The organism is Flavobacterium sp. U410, assembly GCF_053570605.1.
Map to the genome: position 1 here is coordinate 66,870 of NZ_JBSEFI010000001.1, position 18,872 is coordinate 85,741.

The window sequence follows — 18,872 nt, forward strand, 5'->3', positions numbered from 1 at the left end:
CGCTTTTTTATTCTTCTCTATGAACTTTATTAAAATCAAAAGCTGGTGTACAAATCGCTATGTATTCGCAAGGTTCATTAAAAGGATTTGAATATTGAACTCTTGTGTTTCTTTCTATTTTGATAGATTGACCGGTTTCTAAAACCACAATATCATCTTCAATGATAAATTGTTTTTTTCCTTTAATGATGTAGGTGTATTCGTCAAATTCAGGAGTTTGAAAAGGTTCGCTCCAACCCGGTGGTGCAATCATATGAGCAATTGAAATCTCCGAATTATTTGTAGTTGCTAATCCGTGATGTTCTTCAATTAATTTACCGTCTGTTGTAGGAACAATAAAAGGTGTTTTTTGAACGAAATACTTTTTCATCTTTTTAATAAGCTAATTAGTTTATTTACATCGTCTTTATTGATATCGTTAATAGAAAACTCTTTTGATTTATTTCTCATAACTAAAACTAGTTTTTCGTTGTTGATTTCTACATTTCTTATGTTTTCAAATTCAAAAGAACATGATTTCGAGTTTAATCTTATATTTCCACCTTTTGCATTCCAATAGATATAATTTTTGTAGAATAAATTTTTTGCTTGAGGGTAGAAAATTAAAAGTATTGAAATGCCATTTAAAATTTTTAGTTTTGAATTTATGATTTCGAAAGTAGCTAGATTTCCAATCACTAAGAATATAAAACCGATACAAAAAATCAATGTATTATAATTTTTCTTAAATCCTAGTTCCGTAAATTTTATTCTTTTCATCTTATTTCTTTATCATTTTCATTAAAATTCCCATGGCACCTCTTATAAATGTTGCGCTAGTCAAGACTTTCACAATAGGATTTTGAGCCGTACTTTTTCTAGTAGAAGAATTGGAACGTTTTGATTCTTTTGCTTCTTGTTTTTTTTCTTCCTCTTTAGCGGCAACTTCTTGTGCTTCTTCTATTTTTTTCGTCAAAATTTCGTAAGCACTTTCACGGTCGATTTCTTCGTTGTATTTTTTAATCAATTTAGATTTGGCAATACAATTTGTAATTTCAACATCGCTTAAAACATCCATTCTACTCATAGGTGCACGCATCATAGTTGCTGCCAAAGGTGTAGGGATTCCTTTTTCATTAAGAGCGGTCACAAAAGCTTCTCCAATTCCTAAGGAAGTCAAAACTTCATCAGTTTTATAATATTCAGAAATAGGATAATTTTCGGAAGTCATTTTAATCGCTTTTCTATCATTAGCGGTAAACGCACGTAATGCATGTTGGATTTTTAAACCCAATTGTGCTAAAACATCACTAGGAACATCCATTGGGTTTTGGGTAATGAAATACACACCGATTCCTTTGGAACGAATCAATTTGACAATAGTTTCAATTTGGTCTAAAAGGGCTTTACTGGCTTGGTCAAAAATTAAATGCGCTTCATCAATAAAAATGACTAATTCCGGTTGACCACTATCGCCTTGTTCGGGCATCGTATTGTAAATTTCAGCTAATAAACTCAACATAAATGTAGAGAAAAGCTTCGGACGATCCTGAATATCAGTTAGGCGAATGATGTTTACGTACCCGTTTCCGTTTTCGTCAATTCGCATTAAATCATCAATTTCAAATGATTTTTCGCCAAAGAACAAATCGGCACCTTGTTGTTCTAATTCAATGGTTTTTCTTAAAATAGAACCCGTTGAAGCAGTCGAAATTCTTCCGTAAGAAGCGGTGAATTCTTCTTTTCCTTCTTCGGTGGCATATTGCAATACTTTTTTAAAGTCTTTTAAATCCAAAAGCGGAATGTTATTGTCGTCGCAGTATTTGAAAACAACAGAAACCACGCCCGACTGGGTATCGTTTAAATCTAAAATTCGGGAAAATAAAACCGGACCAAATTCGGAAACGGTAGCTCTTAATCGAACGCCATCTTGTTTAGAAATGGTCATTAATTCTACCGGAAAACCTTTGGTTTTATACGGTAAAGTAATTTTAGCGTGACGTTCTGTAATAAACGGCTTTTCTTCACCTGGCATTGCAATTCCCGAGAAATCTCCTTTAATATCCATCATCAAAACCGGAATTCCTTTGGCAGACAATTGCTCTGATAATACCTGAATAGTTTTGGTTTTACCTGTTCCTGTTGCTCCGGCAATCAAACCATGGCGGTTTAAGGTTTTCAAAGGAATATTGATGTGAGCGTTGCTAACGGCTTCTCCGTCTAAAATTGCACCGCCAAGAGTTATGAAATCACCTTTGCTACTATATCCGTTTACAATATGTTCTCTAAAGACTTCAATTCTGTCCATTTCTTACTTTTTTTCAAATTTATAAAATTGAATGATAAATTGAATAAATAGATGAAAGACATTCTTTAAAAAGGACTCATTTTTTTTATTCTTTTATCTTGTGTACTTTCGCAAAACAAATTTAAAACTATGGGTAAAGTTGTTTTTATAACAGGAGGTTCGTCCGGAATTGGCAAAGCTGTTGGCATTTTTCTGAAAAATAAAGGGTTTACAGTGTATGGAACGAGTAGAAATCCGGAGCGTTTTCCTGATGCCGAAATCAATTTAATTGCTCTTGATGTTAGAAATTCGGAAAGTATTGTCCAAGCGATTCAAAAAGTGATCCAAAAAGAGGGAAAAATTGATGTCTTGATTAACAATGCCGGAATTGGGATTACCGGACCTTTGGAAGAAATTCCTGCCGAAGAAATTAAAAACAACTTTGAAACCAATGTATTTGGTCCCATTGAAGTGATGAAAGCGGTTTTACCTTATATGCGCGAAAAAAAATCGGGAGTTATCATTAACGTAACTTCAATTGCGGGTTATATGGGATTGCCTTTCAGAAGTGTGTATTCGGCTTCAAAAGGCGCTTTGGAACTCATTACAGAAGCCATTCGTATGGAAGTAAAACCTTTTGGAGTTCATATCACTAATGTCGCTCCGGGTGATTTTGCTACTAATATTGCAGCCGGTCGTTATCATGCGCCTTTGGTAAAAGGTTCAGCTTATGAAACTACTTATGGGGGAACTTTGGCAACCATGAATGAACATGTTGATGCAGGAAGTAATCCTATCGAAATGGCAGAAGCCATTTATGCTATTATTCAAGATCCAAATCCTAAAGTGCATTATAAAGTAGGTGCTTTTATGCAAAAGTTTTCCATTGTGTTAAAACGCATACTTCCAGATAAAATGTATGAAAAGTTATTGATGAATCATTATAAGTTGTAAATGTGAATATCAAATTCAATAACAATGTCAAGTTCAGTGATTTTTAGATAAATTGGAATTTGAAATTGCTTTGAAATTGACAATGATTTTTTAATTTTGTGCTTTAAATAACACAACGTAACGTAATATAGACAAACTATGAAATTTTTTATTGACACAGCTAATTTAGAGCAAATTAAAGAGGCACAAGAATTAGGGGTTTTGGATGGAGTAACCACAAACCCATCATTAATGGCTAAAGAAGGCATTACGGGAAAAAACAATATCTTAAAACATTATGTAGATATCTGTAATATCGTTGATGGCGACGTAAGTGCTGAAGTGATTGCTACAGATTTTGAAGGAATGATAAAAGAAGGTGAGGAGTTAGCTGAATTGCATGAGCAGATTGTAGTTAAAATTCCTATGACTAAAGACGGAATTAAAGCATGTAAATATTTCTCTGATAAAGGAATTAGAACGAATGTAACTTTAGTGTTTTCGGCAGGTCAAGCTTTATTAGCGGCTAAAGCCGGAGCAACTTACGTTTCTCCTTTCTTAGGAAGATTAGACGACATTTCTACAGATGGTTTAAACTTGATCGAAGAAATTCGTGATATTTATGATAACTATGCTTTTGAAACACAAATCTTAGCAGCATCTGTTCGCCATACTATGCATATTATAAATTGTGCTAAAATTGGTGCTGATGTAATGACTGGACCTTTATCGTCAATTTTAGGATTATTAAAACATCCTTTAACAGATAGTGGTTTGGCTCAATTCTTAGCAGATTATGCTAAGGGAAATAATTAAAAAAACAGAATAAACATAAAAAAACGGCATTCATTGAATGCCGTTTTTTTATGTTTATTCTTCTAAGTTTTTGTAAAAATTGACATCAAATAGATTGGCAAACCCGTTTTTAATGGTGCCATTTGCATTTAAGACTATCACGCGATGAACTTTCGTAATAACCCAATGCTTTTTTATATCGAGAAAATCAGTGGATTTATATTCTGTAATATCATTTAAATTATAGCGTTGAATTGCTTTTTTCCAGTTAGCATCAGAGTCATTAATGTTAACGGCAACGAAGTTTACATTTGGAAAACGTTTTTTCAATTCATTGATCTTTCTGTGAACCGATTTCAAATGAGATTCAGCATTGGTTGTCCAGAAGAAAATTACGGTTTCTTTACCTTGAGCAATATTATCGACAGGAATTGTATTGTGATCTTGGTCTACAAGATGAACTTCCGGCAAACCTTTTCCTATAACGAGTTTTTGAACAGCTTCTGAAATTTCTCGAACTTCTTTTTGTTGTCCTTTATCTGTGGATAGCTCTAAATAACGATCTATAAATTTATTGTTATTGTACATGTTTTGATCTTCCAATAAATACATGTAAGCAATATTGTTTAAAATGACATTTTTTATTTTATGATTTTTAATCAGCGTATCTGCAATGTTCAATTTCAAAATATTATCATCAAGCGAATTGTCTTCCGGAAAACCATTATTTTTAGTATAGGTAATATTACTTAATAAAGCAGTAATATACTTGATGAATGGAGAAAAATTGGCAAAATTATGATTATTGAAATAGAGCGATTTACGATAGTTGTAATAGTTGGAAGGTAATTCGCTGAAAACTTTTTCCCCTGTTTTAAATTCGTGAGCAAAAGGATAAATTTCCTTTTTCATATAATGATTGAAATCTAAACTGGCTTGTGCAATGGAATCAAATCCTGAACTCCAACCGATTTCGGCTCTTCTTTTTAAGTAAAATATTTTTTTCTTATTGTAACTGGAATCAATTAGTTTTTCAAAAGAGTTTAAGTTTTTATCCAGAGCATCAAAAAGTTTGTCTTTTTCCTTATCATTCTTAAGATATAAATCTATTAAGAAATTGTTTTTTTCTTCACCTTTTCCACAAAAAGCTAATGAATTATCAAAATCATAAGAATTTAAACGAATCATCAAACTGTCATTTTTGTCAAAATAAATATATTGATATTCAGGATCACACTTAAAAGTATATAAACCTGGAGAAAGAGAATCAAATTTCTTAAAAAAGCGATTGTTTTTATCTAAAGGAAGAGTGTCCAAAACATTACCATCCTTCAAAAAAAGTACATATTTACTTTGAGGGTTTATAATTTCCCCACCAAAATAAGCTACATAATTATCAGGTTCAAACACTTTTTTACATGAAGTAAAGAAAGTAGGGAACAAAACAGATGGGGCTAATAGATATAGTAGGTATTTTTTTAGCATTAACAGTAATAATCAAGTTTCTAAACAAATGTAGCACTTATAGAATAACCGCCTTGTTAATAGACAGTTAAAATAAACCTATATTTATTCTAAATAATAACCTCAAAACTGCACTATTTTTTCTACTTTTGCAACAATTTTAATAAAAAAAGAAAAAATGTTAACAGTTTCTAATTTATCGGTACAGTTTGGTAAGCGTGTTTTGTTTGATGAAGTTAATGTAACCTTTACACAAGGTAACTGCTACGGAATCATTGGAGCGAATGGTGCTGGAAAATCTACTTTCTTAAAGATATTATCAGGAGAAATTGAACCTACGTCTGGTCGTGTTATTCTTGAACCGGGAAAAAGGATGTCGGTTTTAAATCAGAACCATAACATGTTTGACGAATACACAGTTCTAGAAACGGTATTAATGGGAAACAAGGTTTTGCATGATATAAAAACAGAAATGGATGCTTTATATGCAGACTATAATGATGCGAATGCCGATAGAATTGGAGAATTGCAATTGCAATTTGATGAAATGAATGGATGGAATGCTGATTCTGATGCTGGAGCTATGCTTTCCAATTTAGGAATTTCTTCCGATTATCATTATACCTTGATGAGTGAGTTAGAAGGTAAACTTAAAGTTCGTGTGTTATTGGCACAAGCACTTTTTGGAAATCCGGATGTGTTGATTATGGATGAGCCTACTAACGACTTAGACTTTGAAACAATTGGTTGGTTAGAGAATTTCTTGGCTAACTATGAAAATACAGTTTTGGTAGTATCGCACGACCGTCACTTTTTAGATGCGGTTTGTACTCACGTTTCCGATATCGATTTTGGAAAAATTAATCATTATTCAGGAAACTATACGTTTTGGTACGAATCAAGTCAGTTAGCCGCTAAGCAACGTGCGCAACAAAACAAAAAGGCGGAAGAGAAAAAAGCTGAATTAGAAGAGTTTATCCGTCGTTTTAGTGCCAATGTGGCGAAATCAAAACAGGCAACATCTCGTAAAAAGATGATTGATAAATTGAATTTAGACGAAATTAAACCGTCAAGCCGTAGATACCCTGCTATTATTTTTGAACAAGAGCGCGAAGCCGGAGACCAAATTTTGAATGTTCAAGGTTTGAGTGCCTCAATAGATGGTGAAGTGTTGTTTAAAAATGTGGATTTAAACATGGCAAAAGGCGATAAAGTAGTGGTTTTCTCAAAAGATTCTCGTGCTACGACTGCTTTTTATGATATTTTAAACGGTAAAACTCAAGCTGATTCAGGAAAATTTGATTGGGGTGTAACAACAACACAATCATATTTACCGGCAGAGAATCATGATTTTTTTAAATCGGATTTGAACTTAGTAGATTGGTTGCGCCAATGGGCAAAAACGGAAGAAGAGCGTGATGAAGTTTACGTTCGTGGGTTCTTAGGAAAAATGATTTTTTCGGGAGAAGAAGCTTTGAAAAAATGTAACGTTTTATCAGGAGGAGAAAAAGTACGTTGTATGTTATCGCGTATGATGATGATTAGAGCTAATGTTTTAATGCTTGACGAACCAACGAACCACTTGGATTTGGAATCTATTACAGCATTCAACAACTCATTGAAAAATTTTAAAGGTTCTGTGTTATTTACAACACATGACCACGAATTTGCGCAAACTGTTGCCAACAGAATTTTAGAGATTACTCCAAGTGGAGTTATCGATCGTTATATGACTTTTGATGAATACTTAGAGGATGATAAAATCAAAGAGTTAAGAAAGAAAATGTATGCATAAATAAGAACTTCAGAGCTCCCGCAATTGCGGGAGTTTTTGTTTTAATTCATTTATTAGTTTAATACTTGTATGTTTTTAAATGCTTTTACGGGGTACACTTTTAAAGCTTTTGATATAGTATCCATTTTTTTGTTGGTTCTATCCATTCCTTATAAGGCTTGTACAGAAACCCATGACCAAGATTTTTGTCAATTTTTATTTGTTGAAATGTAGTTGTGTAATTGGGTTTATTCATCCAATAATTATAGTTTTTTCCGGCAATAGTATCGGAACTATCATAAAAACATAATATTTGTCCATGAAATTTCCAATTATTATGCTCTTCTTGATAATCATTATTTCCAGCAAGAAAAACATAATTAACAGGATTTGAATTCATATTTGAAATATTACTTGCAATAATTGCTCCTTTAGAAGCGCCGATTATCGTTATATTTTTTGGGTTTATTCCAAGATTAATTAAACTATCGATTTGATTTGAAACTTTATTAGCATATTCTAGATAATCAACATTTTTGTGCCTAACTTCTGCGAAGATTTCAGAGTTTTCCATTTTAAGAGCATTTACAATGTTGTCAAACTCATAATTTCCAAATTCTTCACTTACAGCATTCTTACCTTGAATTTCTATAATTTTTCCGTGTAAGTAAAAAATGTACTTTTTTTGATCATGAGTTTCTGTTTTACAAGCAATAAATGGGCTAGTAATTGTTAAGATAAATAGAAATATTAATTTCATAGAAGAGTTTTAAAATACTAAAAAATTGCACTATTTTCCTTGATACTCAAAGCGCCACTAGGGCATTTTGCGACTTGATCTATTAATTCTTGAGATGAAGCATGTTCTGGTTTAACCCACGGTTTTTCTTTAGGATTGTAAACTTTGGGTAACGTTTTAACGCATACGCCGCTATGTATGCATTTTTCAGGTTTCCATACAATAGTCACTTCTCCGTTTGTATATTCTTTGGTTTCCATAGGTTTACAATGATTGAGTTACGTATTTTAAAGTTAGCCAATTTTAAGTTTAAAATAAAACGTCGCTAAGACTATCGTCTTTGTCAAAAACTGCTTTTGCAAACGGACAAAGCGGTAAAATTTTAATTTTGTTTTTACGAGCGTAATCTACGGCAACCATGACCATTTTTTTACCTACACCTTGTCCCTTAAAATCAGGAGAAACTTCGGTATGATCAATGATAAATTTGTCTTTTCCTGCCCAAGTATACGTCATTAGTCCGGCAGTTACACCATCGTTAATGGCTTTAAAATTTCCTGCTTTTTCGGTATTATGTTGAATGATTTCCATGCTTTTAGTAGTCAATATGAGTATTAATAGTAATTGTTCCGGTTAATGCTTTATGAACCGGGCAAGCTTCAGCTATGTTATGTAATCTTTTAATTTGATCTTCCGTTAAATTGTGGTTTTCAAAACTAATAGTCCTGCCGAAAGTAGTCGTTCTGGTTTCTCGGTTATTATCCAAATGAATTTCCACATTAATTTTTTCGGCAGTCCAGTTTTTTCGATCCATATACATTTTTAGCGTTGCTAAAGTACAAGCAGAAAGGGCACTGGCTAATAATTCCATAGGGTTGAGCCCTTTATCTTTTCCTCCTAAATCTAAAGGTTCATCAGCAATGATCGTATGATTTCCGGCTGTAATTTCGGTATAATAATTATCTTGTTTAATAAAGGCTTTTACAGTTGCTTCCATAGATTAAGAGTTAAGAGTTTTTTCAATTCGAGTGTCGGGAATAAGCCAGACTAAAGCCACAATGGCATAAAGTATAGTACTGAACATTGGGAAATAATATGAAATCAATATGCCAATAAAATACAGTACTAGAGAAGCGTATTCCTTATTATAATTTTTAAGAGCAAGTTTTAATTTGGAACTTTCCCCTTCATAATGAATAGATGATTTTTCCAAAATAATAAAAGCTAAAGCACATAAGAAAAGGTTAATTCCATAAAGTGCTACTGGATTTTTATCAAAATGATTTTCTCCCATCCAACCCGTTGAAAACGGAATCAATGATAAACAGAACAAAAGAAACAAATTAGCCCAAAGGATTTTTCCACTTACTTTTTCAATGACATGGAATAGGTGATGATGATTGTTCCAATAAATCCCAACATAGATAAAACTTAAAAGATAAGATATAAATTTAGGAAATAAAGGTTTTAAGACGGCAAAATCGGCTCCTTCCGGAACTTTCATCTCTAAAACCATAATAGTAATGATTATGGCTAAAACGCCATCGCTAAATGCTTCTAATCGGTTGGTTGTCATTATTGCACTTTTTGTTTAAAATCTGCTATTTTGTCGTTCAGTTCTTTTAATAATTCAGGATTAATTACCCCATTTTCTGCATCAAAATTTTCATAGAATTTAGGTAGAGAAAAGCTTTCCACAATATCAGCGCCAAAAGCAGGAAAGTTTTTTTGTGCCAAAGCCATAGAGTTACCACCACCAAAACCACCCGGAGAAGTACTCATGACAAACATTTTTTTGTTTTGAAACACTTTTACATTGACTCTGGAACACCAGTCGAAAATATTTTTAAAGGCAGCTGTAAAATTTCGGTTATGTTCAGCCATCGAGCAGATAATGATGTCGTTAGCTGCAATTTCAGCTAAGAATTGATGTGCTTGTTCGGGAAATCCTTTTTTTTCTCTGTCCACTGAAAAAATGGGCATTTCGAAATCGTTTAAATCCAAAAGATTGATTTCGTCTTCAGGAAAAGATTGCAATACAAATTGAACCAGTTGTTTGTTAATTGAGGTAGAAGAATTACTTCCGGCAAAAGCTACTATTTTCATATTCAATTTTATTTTTTACTAAATGGATTAACAGGTAATGGAACATATTCTTCCTCATCTCCGGGAACTAGAGGAAAAGCATCGTGATTTTGGTTTTGCCAATTTTCTTTCGCTTGCTCAATAATTTCTTTGTCAGAATTCACAAAGTTCCAATAAATGAAATGTTCTTCATCAAAAGGTGTTCCTCCAAAAAGATAAACCGTTGTGTTTTCGCTCATGCTGAATTGGCAAAGCTTTGAATTTTTAGCAATTAATAATTGTTTTGTGTCATAATCATTGTCTTCAATGTTAACATTTCCTTCCATAACATACATGGCTACTTCACCATACAAATGTTCGCCAATATTTAACGTAACGGCTTCTTGACTTTTTATTTCTAAGAAATACAATTCAGAATGTGCGTTGACGGGAGATTGTTTACCAAAAGCTTTTCCTGCAATCAGTTTAAAATGAGTAGTTCCTTCTTGCCAAATGGGAATTGCATCCGCTTCTACATGTTGGAACGTAGGTTCACTTTGTTCCAAATGTTTGGGTAAAGCAACCCAAATTTGCAACCCGTGCAATTTTTTATCAGTGTGGCGTAAATATTCCGGTGTTCGCTCCGAATGTACGACACCTTTTCCGGCAGTCATCCAGTTTACTGCTCCGGGGGTAATTTCAACTGCACTTCCCAGACTATCTCTATGAAAAATAGAACCTTCAAGTAAATAAGTCAATGTAGAAAGTCCGATGTGCGGATGTGGAGCTACATCTAAATTTTGATAATCTTTCAAATCTGCCGGTCCCATGTGGTCAATAAAAACAAACGGACCAACATTTCTTTTTTCGCGAAAAGGCAGTAATCTTCCCACTAGGAAATTGCCGATATCAGCAGCTTTTTCTTCTAAAATTAATCCAATATTTGACATTTCTATTTGAATTTAAAGTTGGTTATAACCGTTAAAATGTTCATCTACAATAGCTTTCCACTCCGGATGTTTTTTGATATAAGCAAATACAAACGGACAATAAGGTAATAATTTTTTACCGGATTCTTTAACATAAGTTAATGTTTTTTCTACCACTGCAGATGCAGCACCCGTTCCGGAAAGTTCTGCAGGAGATTCGGTATGTATCAATGCAATGTGACTTTCAGTTTCTTTATAATCAATAAAGGCTAAATGACCGTTTACTTCTAATCCAAAGCGTTTTTTGTCTTCGTTTTTATGAAGAGGAATGTTCTCAAATTCAGGTTTCATTGTTTTTGGATGTAAAGGTTAGTTTTAAAAGAAACGGACTGCTTAGTCTTCTAAGTGACCGAATTTTCCTTGGTTATAATCGTTAAAAGCTTCTACCAACTGTTGTTGAGTGTTCATTACAAAAGGACCATAAGCTGCAATAGGTTCTTTTAAAGGCTCTCCGCTAATGATAAGAACAACAGCATCTTCAGTTGCTTCAAAAGTAAATTCTTCGCCTTCGTTTTCAAACAAAATAAAATGATCGGTTGCAACTTTTTCTTTTCCGTTAACGATAACGCTTCCTTCAATAACAATGGCTGCAGTATTGTAGTGTGCCGGAAATTCAAAATCAGCTTTTCCGCCTTTTTGTAACTTAGCATTCATCATATTAACCGGACTAAATGTTGTAGCCGGACCTTGCAGTCCTTTGTAATTTCCTGCAATGATTTCAATATATCCGTTTTCGTCCAAATCTATTTTTGTCATTTCACTATTCTTAATGGCTTGGTATTTAGGTTGGCTCATTTTGTCTTTTGCCGGAAGGTTAACCCACAATTGAACCATTTGAAAAATTCCGCCTTCTTTTGCCCATTCTGTTTCATGAAATTCTTTGTGCAAAACGCCACTTGCAGCAGTCATCCATTGCACGTCGCCTTGACTAATAACGCCACCGCCACCAGCACTGTCATGATGCTCTACTTTTCCTTCATAAGCAATGGTTACGGTTTCAAAACCTCTGTGCGGATGAACACCTACACCACGAGGAATTTCTGTTGCTGAAAAGAAATGTTTGGAATTATAATCGAGCATAATAAACGGATCCATTCGTTCCATATCTAAATGATATGCACTTGGAATAAAGTTATGTACTCTAAAACCATCACCTACAAAATGTGGAGTAGGAGGCGCTAATACTAATTCTATATTTTTTGTTTTCATCATGTTTTCCTTTTTTGTTTATACAAAGTTACGACAGGAAAAAAAGAATGGAGTTAATGTAGGATAAGAAATGTATTTTTAGAACTGTTTTTAACATCAAATTCGCTTTGTGATTCATTTGAGAACATTTCCTCTGAAATTAATAATTTTTTGTTGTAAATTTACACTCCAAACACAACTCCTTACTCTATGAGTCAAAAAGTTCTGCTTTCAGCAAAAGAAATTTCTATCATTTTGCACCGTTTGGTCTGTCAGTTAATTGAAAATCATCAGGATTTTAAAAACACGGTTCTTATTGGAATTCAGCCTCGAGGCAAATATTTAGCTGAGCGATTGGTTAAGATTTTAACTGAAGAATACCACATTCAAAACATTTCATTAGGCTTTTTAGATATTACTTTTTTTCGTGATGATTTCCGAAGAAATGAGAAACCTTTAGAAGCCAATAGAACGGAAATCGATTTTATTGTAGAAGATAAAAAAGTAGTTTTCATAGACGATGTGCTGTATACCGGAAGAAGTATACGAGCGGCTTTAACAGCTATTCAGTCTTTTGGAAGACCTGCAGAAATTGAGCTTTTAACCTTAATTGACAGAAGATTTAGCCGACATTTACCTATTCAACCCGATTATAGAGGAAGACAAGTAGATGCTATCAATAATGAAAAAGTGCTCGTAAAATGGAAAGAGAATGATGGAGAAGACGAGGTTTTATTAGAATTAAAAAAATAAACAGCAACAACACAACTATAGTATTTGAATGAAAACACTTTCTGTAAATCATTTAATCGGAATTAAACACATCACTAAAGAAGATATTGACTTAATTTTTGAAACAGCCGATCACTTTAAAGAAGTCATCAACCGTCCGATAAAAAAAGTGCCTTCTTTGAGAGATATAACCATTGCCAATATCTTTTTTGAAAACAGTACCAGAACGAAACTTTCTTTTGAATTGGCACAAAAAAGGCTTTCTGCGGATGTGATTAGTTTTTCTGCGGCACAGTCTTCAGTAAAAAAAGGAGAAACGCTTATTGATACGGTAAACAATATTTTATCTATGAAAGTAGATATGGTAGTTATGCGTCACAGTTCGCCGGGAGCAGCTCATTTTTTATCAAAAAATGTAAAAGCTAGTATTGTTAATGCCGGTGATGGAGCGCACGAACATCCTACGCAAGCTTTGTTGGATAGTTTTACTATTCGTGAGCGATTGGGGGAAGTAGGAGGTAAGAAAGTGGTGATTGTGGGCGATATTTTGCACTCTAGAGTAGCACTTTCTAATATTTTTGCTTTGCAAATGCAAGGAGCTGAAGTTAAAGTTTGTGGCCCAAAAACCTTAATTCCGAAATATATTGAACAATTAGGTGTAAAAGTAGAACCCGATTTGAGAAAAGCTTTAGAATGGGCAGATGTTGCCAATATGCTTCGCGTGCAAAATGAACGTTTGGATTTTAGTTATTTCCCAACAACTAGAGAATATGCCCAACAATTTGGCTTAACCAAAGAAATTTTAGATTCGTTAGATAAAGAAATCATGGTGATGCATCCTGGCCCCATTAATCGAGGTGTTGAAATTACTTCTGATGTTGCCGATTCCAAACAATCGGTTATTCTGAATCAGGTTGAAAATGGAGTAGCCATAAGAATGGCGGTTATTTATCTTTTAGCCAGTAAAATTCAATAATAAATTTATATCTTAGCCTTACATTTAAAGGAATATGAAAATCGATAAAAGAGACAATACGACCATTGTAAAACAAACCAAAAACGAATTGGCTATTTTTTTAGATAATCTGGAAAATAGTTTTCATGAATTTGAAGGTTTAAATTTGATTGTTGATATAACGGCTTCTAAAGATATTACACTTAATGATTTTGATCAATTCAAAGAATTGAGCAAAGTTCAAAAGAAACAAAAAAAATCATTAGTAGTAGTGGCAGAAGGAGTAGATTTTCATAATGTTCCTGAGTTTTTAACCGTAGTGCCTTCGCTTCTTGAAGCGCATGATATTATTGAAATGGAAGAAATAGAAAGAGATTTAGGATTCTAAATTAGTTGGCAGTCTCAGTTTACAGTATTAAATTTGCGACTGAAAATAGTGACTGAAAACTATGAAATTGACCATTTTAGGCTGTTACGCCGCTACACCACGAACGTTAACCAATCCTACTTCTCAGGTTTTTGAAATGAAAAACCAAATGTTTTTAGTGGATTGTAGTGAAGGAACACAAGTGCAGCTCAGAAAGCATAAAATTAAGTTTTCGCGTATCAATCATATCTTTATTTCGCACTTGCATGGTGATCATTTTTATGGTTTAATAGGCTTGATTTCTACATTTACTTTATTAAATCGCGTGAATGATTTGCATGTCTATGGCCCTAAAGGAATTAAAGAAGTTATTTTACTTCAATTGAAATTATCGGCTTCTTATACCGGTTATAATTTATATTTTCACGAATTGGAATCTAAAGAAAGCGAATTGATCTATGAAGACGATCATGTAACGGTAAGAACCATTCCTTTAAAACATAGAGTGTATACTAACGGCTATTTATTCAGAGAAAAGAATACGCAGCGAAAAATTAATATTGATGCCGTTAAAGAATTTGGAGTGGAAACGTGTTACTTCCAAAAAATAAAAGATGGTGGCAATATTACTTTAGACGATGGAACGGTTATTGAAAATAAGTTGATGACATTCGATCCGGAACCTGAAAAAAGTTATGCTTTTTGTAGTGATACAATTTTTAATAAAGATATTATTCCTTTAATTAAAGATGTAGATGTATTGTATCATGAGTCAACATTTTTAGAATCGGAAGCGCATTTAGCAGAAAGGACCATGCATTCTACAGCTATTCAGGCAGCTATTATAGCAAAAGAAGCTAATGTGAAGCAATTGGTTTTAGGACATTATTCTACACGATATGCAAGCATTGAGCCTTTTAAGGAAGAAGCAGAAACTGTTTTTCCTAATGTACTTTTAGCAAATGACGGTTTATCGTTTGATTTTTAACGAATGCTATCTGAGGTTGGAGTTGTTGTTTCAGTAGAATCTTTTGGTGTAACCGGAATAAATTTCTTTTTCACCGGGAAATAGAACTCAATGCTTTCAGAAATAGTCCCTTTAGTATCAATTTCTTCTTTGTGAATTTCTAACCATTTGAATCCTCTTTCATCAAAAACATATTTATTTTTTTCTAAATAGTTTTTCGCTTGAATAAAAACATCCTTTTTAAAGGATAAGTTGCCTTTGAAGACTACTTTTAAAGCTTGAAATTCGTTTAATTTGGAAGCATTTATTTTGCTGTCGCTTGTAGTGATGATTTCTTCCGTGATAGGAATGCACGAAGCGAATTCAACTGCTTTTTGGTTTTGGTATACTAGAACAAACGGATTTCCGTTAGTTGCAATGTTATTTTGTTTTATAAATAGAGAAACAGTTCGTATATTTTTTAAATAAGTAGTATCAAAAAGAGTAGAAGCTACCGAATCTTTTTGGAACACATAATTGGTTTCGTGCTTGGTAACTATTCCCGTAATTATTATTTCATGAAATTGAATTGTTTTAGCAATTTGCTTATTAATTTCTTGTAAAGCATATTGTTGTTTTTTTTGTAAAAATTTTTCAATTCCACCAGATAATAGAGCTTTTATTTTCCATTGAAAATTCAAATCACCGGAAAGAGTCCAAGAAATATTAGTCTTTTTGTTGTTCTCTTCAGGTTTAAAGTTCCAATTGCTTTCTCCTTTTATACCTTCGTAATCAAACTTTTGGGAGATGGAATCGTTTTTATGCTTCTTTATCAATTGAAATTTTCCATTTCTATTTTCGTTAACCCAATTGATAGTATAGTCTTCAACAGAAAGGATATTTTTAGAATCGCTTTCAAAAGCATTAAACCACAGTTGCCATTTGGAAGCATCAGAGATAAAGGATGCTACTGAATCTTTAGAGTGATTAATCGATAGAGAAGAACTGACTGAAAAATGATTGGGTTGCGTAGCAATAAAAACTACAAAAGCAACGCCAAGAAGCGCTAATAATAAAATGATATATTTAGCAATTTTCATTCAGATATAGCAGTAAGTTTGGGCTAAGCCAAATATAAAAAATTATTTTTTAATATAAAATTTAATAAAAAATAAAAAGGCAATAAATAAAAGGAAACCTAATAATACTAAATAAGTGCCTTTATATTGGTTTTTCATTTCCTTTAAATCTTTTCGATACACAAAAATCATGGTTGCTACGAAAGCAACAATAAAAAATATTGCAAAATAAATTTGACCAGTTGAAAACATTGGGAAAAAATTTTTACAAAAGTAAGCAAAACCTTTACCAATTCTATTAATTTAGACAATTAAAAATATAAAGATTATGAAAAAACAGTTAAGTTCAGTGCAACTATTTCACGAGTCATTTGGTTTAGGAGTAAGTGAAGAGCCTAAAGCTGATTTAGGAGCGCAAATTAACCTATTGCGTTTCAATTTAATGAAGGAAGAAAATGAAGAATATTTAGAAGCAGTTCAAAACGGAGATTTAGTAGAAATTGCTGATGCATTGGGTGATATGCTGTATATTTTGTGTGGAACTATTTTAGAACATGGATTACAGCATAAGATAGAAGCTGTTTTTGATGAAATTCAACGTTCCAATATGAGTAAGTTAGGAGAAGACGGAAAACCTATTTACCGTGAAGATGGTAAAGTAATGAAAGGACCAAACTATTTTAAACCTAATTTTGACGAAATCTTAAAATAACAAAAGGCTTCTAAATGGAAGCCTTTTGTCTGTTTACTATAAACTAAGCACTGTAAACTATATTTTAACAGTCCAGCCAAATGTATCTTCTTCTGCTTTTGTTTGAATATTCGTCAGTTTTTCTTTTAAATGTAAAGCAAATGAATTTTCAACTTTAGGCAATTCAAAATAGTCATCTTTGTAAGCAAATCCGGCAATAGGATTTACGACGGCAGCAGTTCCGGCTCCAAAGATTTCTTTTAGAGAGCCATCTTTTGCGGCATTAATTAATTCCTCTACTAAAACTGATTTTACTTCTACATTAATGTTCTCTCTTTTGGCTAATTCAATTAAGCTTTTACGAGTCACACCATCTAAAATTCTTTCACTAGTTGGAGCGGTATATAAAGTATCGTTAATTCGGAAGAAAACGTTCATAGTACCTGCTTCTTCAAGCTTAGTATGTGTAGCGTCATCTGTCCAGATAACTTGTTGGAATCCTTTTTCGTTAGCTAATTTTGTCGGATAAAATTGAGCAGAGTAGTTACCGGCAGCTTTAGCCGCACCAATCCCACCATTTGCAGCTCTACTGAAATGATCGGCAATAATTACTTTTACTTCACCTGAATAGTATGATTTTGCAGGCGATAAAATGATACAGAATCTATAATTTTGAGAAGGTGATGCTATTACTCCGGTACTTGTTGCGATCATAAACGGACGAATGTATAATGATTTTCCGTTACCGCGTTTTACCCAAGCTTTTTCAATTTGAAGTAATCTTTTTAATCCTCCTAAGAAAACGTCTTCAGGAACTTCTGGCATTGCTAAACGAACAGCACTCTTGTTAAAACGAGCATAGTTTTGTTCTGGTCTAAAAAGCCAAACATCATCATGCTCATCTTTGTAAGCTTTCATACCTTCAAAAATAGCTTGCCCATAATGGAAAACTCGCGCAGACGGATCAATGGTAAATGGTGCGTATTGCTTAATTTCAGGTTGAGACCATTGACCATTAACAAAATCACAAACTAACATGTGATCGGTAAAAACATTTCCAAAACTTAAATTTTCGAAGTCAATATCATTAATCTTAGAATGTTCTACTAGGTTAAGTTTTATGTCATCAAGAGTTTTAATTTCCATTAGTTCTTAATATTAAAATTGTTTTCAAAAGTAAATAAAAAAAATGTCAAAACACTACTCTAAAATAAGAATTTAATAAATTAAAGGATATTTTTTTATGAATAGTAAAATTTTGGCTTAAAATTATCAATCCTGATTGATTTATTGACATTTTTCTATAAAATTCTTTTATATGTTATGTTATATAAATACTTTTACAAAAAATCAGAAAATCAATAATTTTTTTGCAAAGATAAATAATTATGAAGAAAAATGTATTAGCTTTTGGGATTCTTTTAACCCTGTTGAGTTGCGGAAAAGAAAAAAAGGAAGAAGTAGTTGTTGTTGAAGAGCCTACAGTAGAATATGCTGTTTTTGGAGATTCCATTGCTGCTGACGGAGCCATTTCTAATGTAGAGATGATGGAAAAATTCAATACTTTAAAAGAAGGTGATACTCTTGATGTAAAGTTTCATTCTACCATCAATGACGTTTGTCAAAAGAAAGGTTGTTGGATGACTTTAGGTTTAGAAGGAGATAAACAGGCTTTTGTAAAGTTTAAAGATTATGGTTTTTTCGTACCTAAAAATGCTCAAGATAAAGATGTAGTGGTAAATGGTAAAGCATTTGTTAGTGTAGTAAGTGTAGATGAATTAAAACATTATGCTAAAGATGAAGGAAAATCACAAGCGGCTATTGATAGTATTACAGAGCCAAAAGTGACGTATTCATTTATGGCAGATGGGGTTTTAATCCAAAAATAAG

The 18,872-nt window shown here is 32.8% G+C and carries 24 protein-coding genes; 9 read left to right on the forward strand and 15 right to left on the reverse strand.

Annotated features, from left to right (window positions below; all coding sequences use genetic code 11):
* Positions 1-7: 7 nt before the first annotated feature.
* Genes ACUSJC_RS00275 through ACUSJC_RS00285 form a run of 3 tightly spaced genes read right to left on the reverse strand, consistent with a single transcriptional unit; the run spans position 8 to position 2,287 of the window.
* On the reverse strand, positions 8-370 hold the full coding sequence (locus tag ACUSJC_RS00275; protein ID WP_449267548.1) for a cupin domain-containing protein: 363 nt from the start codon (positions 368-370) through the stop codon (positions 8-10).
* Entirely contained in the window at positions 367-759 is a 393-nt protein-coding gene (locus ACUSJC_RS00280; RefSeq protein ID WP_449267549.1) for a hypothetical protein, read from the reverse strand. Before ACUSJC_RS00280 ends, ACUSJC_RS00275 begins: the two co-directional genes overlap by 4 nt.
* 1 nt (position 760) lies before the next feature.
* The gene (locus ACUSJC_RS00285; protein ID WP_449267550.1) at positions 761-2,287 is read right to left on the reverse strand and encodes a helicase HerA-like domain-containing protein; all 1,527 of its coding nucleotides are present in this window, start codon (positions 2,285-2,287) and stop codon (positions 761-763) included.
* Positions 2,288-2,416: 129 nt separating this feature from the next.
* Between ACUSJC_RS00285 and ACUSJC_RS00290 the strand changes: the two genes are divergently transcribed.
* Together ACUSJC_RS00290 and fsa are read left to right on the forward strand one after the other, a co-directional pair.
* On the forward strand, positions 2,417-3,220 hold the full coding sequence (locus tag ACUSJC_RS00290) for an SDR family oxidoreductase (RefSeq protein ID WP_449267551.1): 804 nt from the start codon (positions 2,417-2,419) through the stop codon (positions 3,218-3,220).
* A gap of 138 nt (positions 3,221-3,358) precedes the next feature.
* Positions 3,359-4,015, forward strand: coding sequence for a fructose-6-phosphate aldolase (gene fsa, locus ACUSJC_RS00295; RefSeq protein ID WP_449267552.1), 657 nt, complete (start codon positions 3,359-3,361; stop codon positions 4,013-4,015).
* A gap of 54 nt (positions 4,016-4,069) precedes the next feature.
* On the opposite strand, the gene ACUSJC_RS00300 is transcribed toward fsa, so the two are convergent.
* Entirely contained in the window at positions 4,070-5,479 is a 1,410-nt protein-coding gene (locus ACUSJC_RS00300) for a TlpA family protein disulfide reductase (RefSeq protein WP_449267553.1), read from the reverse strand.
* 157 nt (positions 5,480-5,636) lie between these two features.
* Here ACUSJC_RS00300 and ACUSJC_RS00305 point away from each other — a divergent pair, with 157 nt between their 5' ends.
* Positions 5,637-7,253 (forward strand): ABC-F family ATP-binding cassette domain-containing protein, encoded by a 1,617-nt coding sequence (locus ACUSJC_RS00305; protein WP_449267554.1) that lies wholly within the window; start codon positions 5,637-5,639, stop codon positions 7,251-7,253.
* A 100-nt stretch (positions 7,254-7,353) separates the two neighbouring features.
* Here ACUSJC_RS00305 and ACUSJC_RS00310 read toward each other — a convergent pair whose 3' ends face one another.
* From ACUSJC_RS00310 to ACUSJC_RS00350, 9 genes are read right to left on the reverse strand one after another with little or no spacing between them, the layout of a single operon-like run.
* On the reverse strand, positions 7,354-7,992 hold the full coding sequence (locus ACUSJC_RS00310; protein ID WP_449267555.1) for a hypothetical protein: 639 nt from the start codon (positions 7,990-7,992) through the stop codon (positions 7,354-7,356).
* Between the two features lie 17 nt (positions 7,993-8,009).
* Positions 8,010-8,231, reverse strand: a complete 222-nt coding sequence (locus tag ACUSJC_RS00315) for a (4Fe-4S)-binding protein (protein WP_449267556.1) — start codon at positions 8,229-8,231, stop codon at positions 8,010-8,012.
* A gap of 49 nt (positions 8,232-8,280) precedes the next feature.
* A complete protein-coding gene (locus ACUSJC_RS00320; protein WP_449267557.1) occupies positions 8,281-8,562 on the reverse strand; it encodes a GNAT family N-acetyltransferase in 282 nt (93 codons plus the stop codon).
* A 4-nt stretch (positions 8,563-8,566) separates the two neighbouring features.
* A complete protein-coding gene (locus tag ACUSJC_RS00325; protein ID WP_449267558.1) occupies positions 8,567-8,968 on the reverse strand; it encodes an OsmC family protein in 402 nt (133 codons plus the stop codon).
* A 3-nt stretch (positions 8,969-8,971) separates the two neighbouring features.
* On the reverse strand, positions 8,972-9,547 hold the full coding sequence (locus ACUSJC_RS00330; RefSeq protein ID WP_449267559.1) for a TMEM175 family protein: 576 nt from the start codon (positions 9,545-9,547) through the stop codon (positions 8,972-8,974).
* Entirely contained in the window at positions 9,547-10,077 is a 531-nt protein-coding gene (locus tag ACUSJC_RS00335) for an NADPH-dependent FMN reductase (protein WP_449267560.1), read from the reverse strand. Before ACUSJC_RS00335 ends, ACUSJC_RS00330 begins: the two co-directional genes overlap by 1 nt.
* 8 nt (positions 10,078-10,085) lie before the next feature.
* Complete coding sequence (locus tag ACUSJC_RS00340; protein ID WP_449267561.1) at positions 10,086-10,985, reverse strand: pirin family protein; 900 nt, start codon at positions 10,983-10,985, stop codon at positions 10,086-10,088.
* A 12-nt stretch (positions 10,986-10,997) separates the two neighbouring features.
* Positions 10,998-11,315 carry a GNAT family N-acetyltransferase gene (locus ACUSJC_RS00345; RefSeq protein ID WP_449267562.1) on the reverse strand — a complete coding sequence of 106 codons (318 nt, stop codon included), beginning with the start codon at positions 11,313-11,315 and terminating at the stop codon, positions 10,998-11,000.
* A 42-nt stretch (positions 11,316-11,357) separates the two neighbouring features.
* Positions 11,358-12,233 (reverse strand): pirin family protein, encoded by an 876-nt coding sequence (locus tag ACUSJC_RS00350; protein ID WP_449267812.1) that lies wholly within the window; start codon positions 12,231-12,233, stop codon positions 11,358-11,360.
* A 189-nt stretch (positions 12,234-12,422) separates the two neighbouring features.
* Between ACUSJC_RS00350 and pyrR the strand changes: the two genes are divergently transcribed.
* The 4 genes from pyrR (at position 12,423) to ACUSJC_RS00370 (ending at position 15,254) form a co-directional block, all read left to right on the forward strand.
* On the forward strand, positions 12,423-12,965 hold the full coding sequence (pyrR, locus tag ACUSJC_RS00355; protein ID WP_449267563.1) for a bifunctional pyr operon transcriptional regulator/uracil phosphoribosyltransferase PyrR: 543 nt from the start codon (positions 12,423-12,425) through the stop codon (positions 12,963-12,965).
* A gap of 28 nt (positions 12,966-12,993) precedes the next feature.
* Positions 12,994-13,920, forward strand: coding sequence for an aspartate carbamoyltransferase catalytic subunit (locus ACUSJC_RS00360; protein WP_449267564.1), 927 nt, complete (start codon positions 12,994-12,996; stop codon positions 13,918-13,920).
* 34 nt (positions 13,921-13,954) lie between these two features.
* Positions 13,955-14,287 (forward strand): ribonuclease Z, encoded by a 333-nt coding sequence (locus ACUSJC_RS00365; RefSeq protein WP_449267565.1) that lies wholly within the window; start codon positions 13,955-13,957, stop codon positions 14,285-14,287.
* A gap of 61 nt (positions 14,288-14,348) precedes the next feature.
* On the forward strand, positions 14,349-15,254 hold the full coding sequence (locus ACUSJC_RS00370; protein WP_449267566.1) for a ribonuclease Z: 906 nt from the start codon (positions 14,349-14,351) through the stop codon (positions 15,252-15,254).
* Here the strand turns inward: ACUSJC_RS00370 and ACUSJC_RS00375 are convergent.
* Positions 15,251-16,312: a hypothetical protein gene (locus ACUSJC_RS00375; protein ID WP_449267567.1), complete on the reverse strand. Its 1,062-nt coding sequence runs from the start codon at positions 16,310-16,312 to the stop codon at positions 15,251-15,253. The genes ACUSJC_RS00370 and ACUSJC_RS00375 overlap by 4 nt on opposite strands.
* 307 nt (positions 16,313-16,619) lie before the next feature.
* On the opposite strand from ACUSJC_RS00375, the gene ACUSJC_RS00380 reads away from it, so the two are divergent.
* Entirely contained in the window at positions 16,620-17,003 is a 384-nt protein-coding gene (locus ACUSJC_RS00380; protein ID WP_449267568.1) for a pyrophosphohydrolase domain-containing protein, read from the forward strand.
* Positions 17,004-17,060: 57 nt separating this feature from the next.
* Here ACUSJC_RS00380 and ACUSJC_RS00385 read toward each other — a convergent pair whose 3' ends face one another.
* Positions 17,061-18,128, reverse strand: coding sequence for a branched-chain amino acid aminotransferase (locus ACUSJC_RS00385; protein WP_449267569.1), 1,068 nt, complete (start codon positions 18,126-18,128; stop codon positions 17,061-17,063).
* Between the two features lie 242 nt (positions 18,129-18,370).
* Between ACUSJC_RS00385 and ACUSJC_RS00390 the strand changes: the two genes are divergently transcribed.
* Positions 18,371-18,871: a DUF4920 domain-containing protein gene (locus ACUSJC_RS00390; protein WP_449267570.1), complete on the forward strand. Its 501-nt coding sequence runs from the start codon at positions 18,371-18,373 to the stop codon at positions 18,869-18,871.
* The last annotated feature ends 1 nt before the right edge of the window (position 18,872 follow it).

Bases quoted from the DNA above. Each gene is read 5' to 3' on its own strand.
- pyrR (WP_449267563.1), top strand. From the start codon at position 12,423: ATGAGTCAAAAAGTTCTGCTTTCAGCAAAAGAAATTTCTATCATTTTG.
- ACUSJC_RS00290 (WP_449267551.1), top strand. From the start codon at position 2,417: ATGGGTAAAGTTGTTTTTATAACAGGAGGTTCGTCCGGAATTGGCAAA.
- ACUSJC_RS00310 (WP_449267555.1), bottom strand. From the start codon at position 7,992: ATGAAATTAATATTTCTATTTATCTTAACAATTACTAGCCCATTTATT.
- ACUSJC_RS00280 (WP_449267549.1), bottom strand. From the start codon at position 759: ATGAAAAGAATAAAATTTACGGAACTAGGATTTAAGAAAAATTATAAT.
- ACUSJC_RS00365 (WP_449267565.1), top strand. From the start codon at position 13,955: ATGAAAATCGATAAAAGAGACAATACGACCATTGTAAAACAAACCAAA.
- ACUSJC_RS00390 (WP_449267570.1), top strand. From the start codon at position 18,371: ATGAAGAAAAATGTATTAGCTTTTGGGATTCTTTTAACCCTGTTGAGT.
- ACUSJC_RS00335 (WP_449267560.1), bottom strand. From the start codon at position 10,077: ATGAAAATAGTAGCTTTTGCCGGAAGTAATTCTTCTACCTCAATTAAC.
- ACUSJC_RS00370 (WP_449267566.1), top strand. From the start codon at position 14,349: ATGAAATTGACCATTTTAGGCTGTTACGCCGCTACACCACGAACGTTA.
- ACUSJC_RS00360 (WP_449267564.1), top strand. From the start codon at position 12,994: ATGAAAACACTTTCTGTAAATCATTTAATCGGAATTAAACACATCACT.
- ACUSJC_RS00275 (WP_449267548.1), bottom strand. From the start codon at position 370: ATGAAAAAGTATTTCGTTCAAAAAACACCTTTTATTGTTCCTACAACA.
- ACUSJC_RS00330 (WP_449267559.1), bottom strand. From the start codon at position 9,547: ATGACAACCAACCGATTAGAAGCATTTAGCGATGGCGTTTTAGCCATA.
- fsa (WP_449267552.1), top strand. From the start codon at position 3,359: ATGAAATTTTTTATTGACACAGCTAATTTAGAGCAAATTAAAGAGGCA.
- ACUSJC_RS00320 (WP_449267557.1), bottom strand. From the start codon at position 8,562: ATGGAAATCATTCAACATAATACCGAAAAAGCAGGAAATTTTAAAGCC.
- ACUSJC_RS00385 (WP_449267569.1), bottom strand. From the start codon at position 18,128: ATGGAAATTAAAACTCTTGATGACATAAAACTTAACCTAGTAGAACAT.
- ACUSJC_RS00305 (WP_449267554.1), top strand. From the start codon at position 5,637: ATGTTAACAGTTTCTAATTTATCGGTACAGTTTGGTAAGCGTGTTTTG.
- ACUSJC_RS00380 (WP_449267568.1), top strand. From the start codon at position 16,620: ATGAAAAAACAGTTAAGTTCAGTGCAACTATTTCACGAGTCATTTGGT.
- ACUSJC_RS00315 (WP_449267556.1), bottom strand. From the start codon at position 8,231: ATGGAAACCAAAGAATATACAAACGGAGAAGTGACTATTGTATGGAAA.
- ACUSJC_RS00300 (WP_449267553.1), bottom strand. From the start codon at position 5,479: ATGCTAAAAAAATACCTACTATATCTATTAGCCCCATCTGTTTTGTTC.
- ACUSJC_RS00350 (WP_449267812.1), bottom strand. From the start codon at position 12,233: ATGAAAACAAAAAATATAGAATTAGTATTAGCGCCTCCTACTCCACAT.
- ACUSJC_RS00285 (WP_449267550.1), bottom strand. From the start codon at position 2,287: ATGGACAGAATTGAAGTCTTTAGAGAACATATTGTAAACGGATATAGT.
- ACUSJC_RS00340 (WP_449267561.1), bottom strand. From the start codon at position 10,985: ATGTCAAATATTGGATTAATTTTAGAAGAAAAAGCTGCTGATATCGGC.
- ACUSJC_RS00345 (WP_449267562.1), bottom strand. From the start codon at position 11,315: ATGAAACCTGAATTTGAGAACATTCCTCTTCATAAAAACGAAGACAAA.
- ACUSJC_RS00375 (WP_449267567.1), bottom strand. From the start codon at position 16,312: ATGAAAATTGCTAAATATATCATTTTATTATTAGCGCTTCTTGGCGTT.
- ACUSJC_RS00325 (WP_449267558.1), bottom strand. From the start codon at position 8,968: ATGGAAGCAACTGTAAAAGCCTTTATTAAACAAGATAATTATTATACC.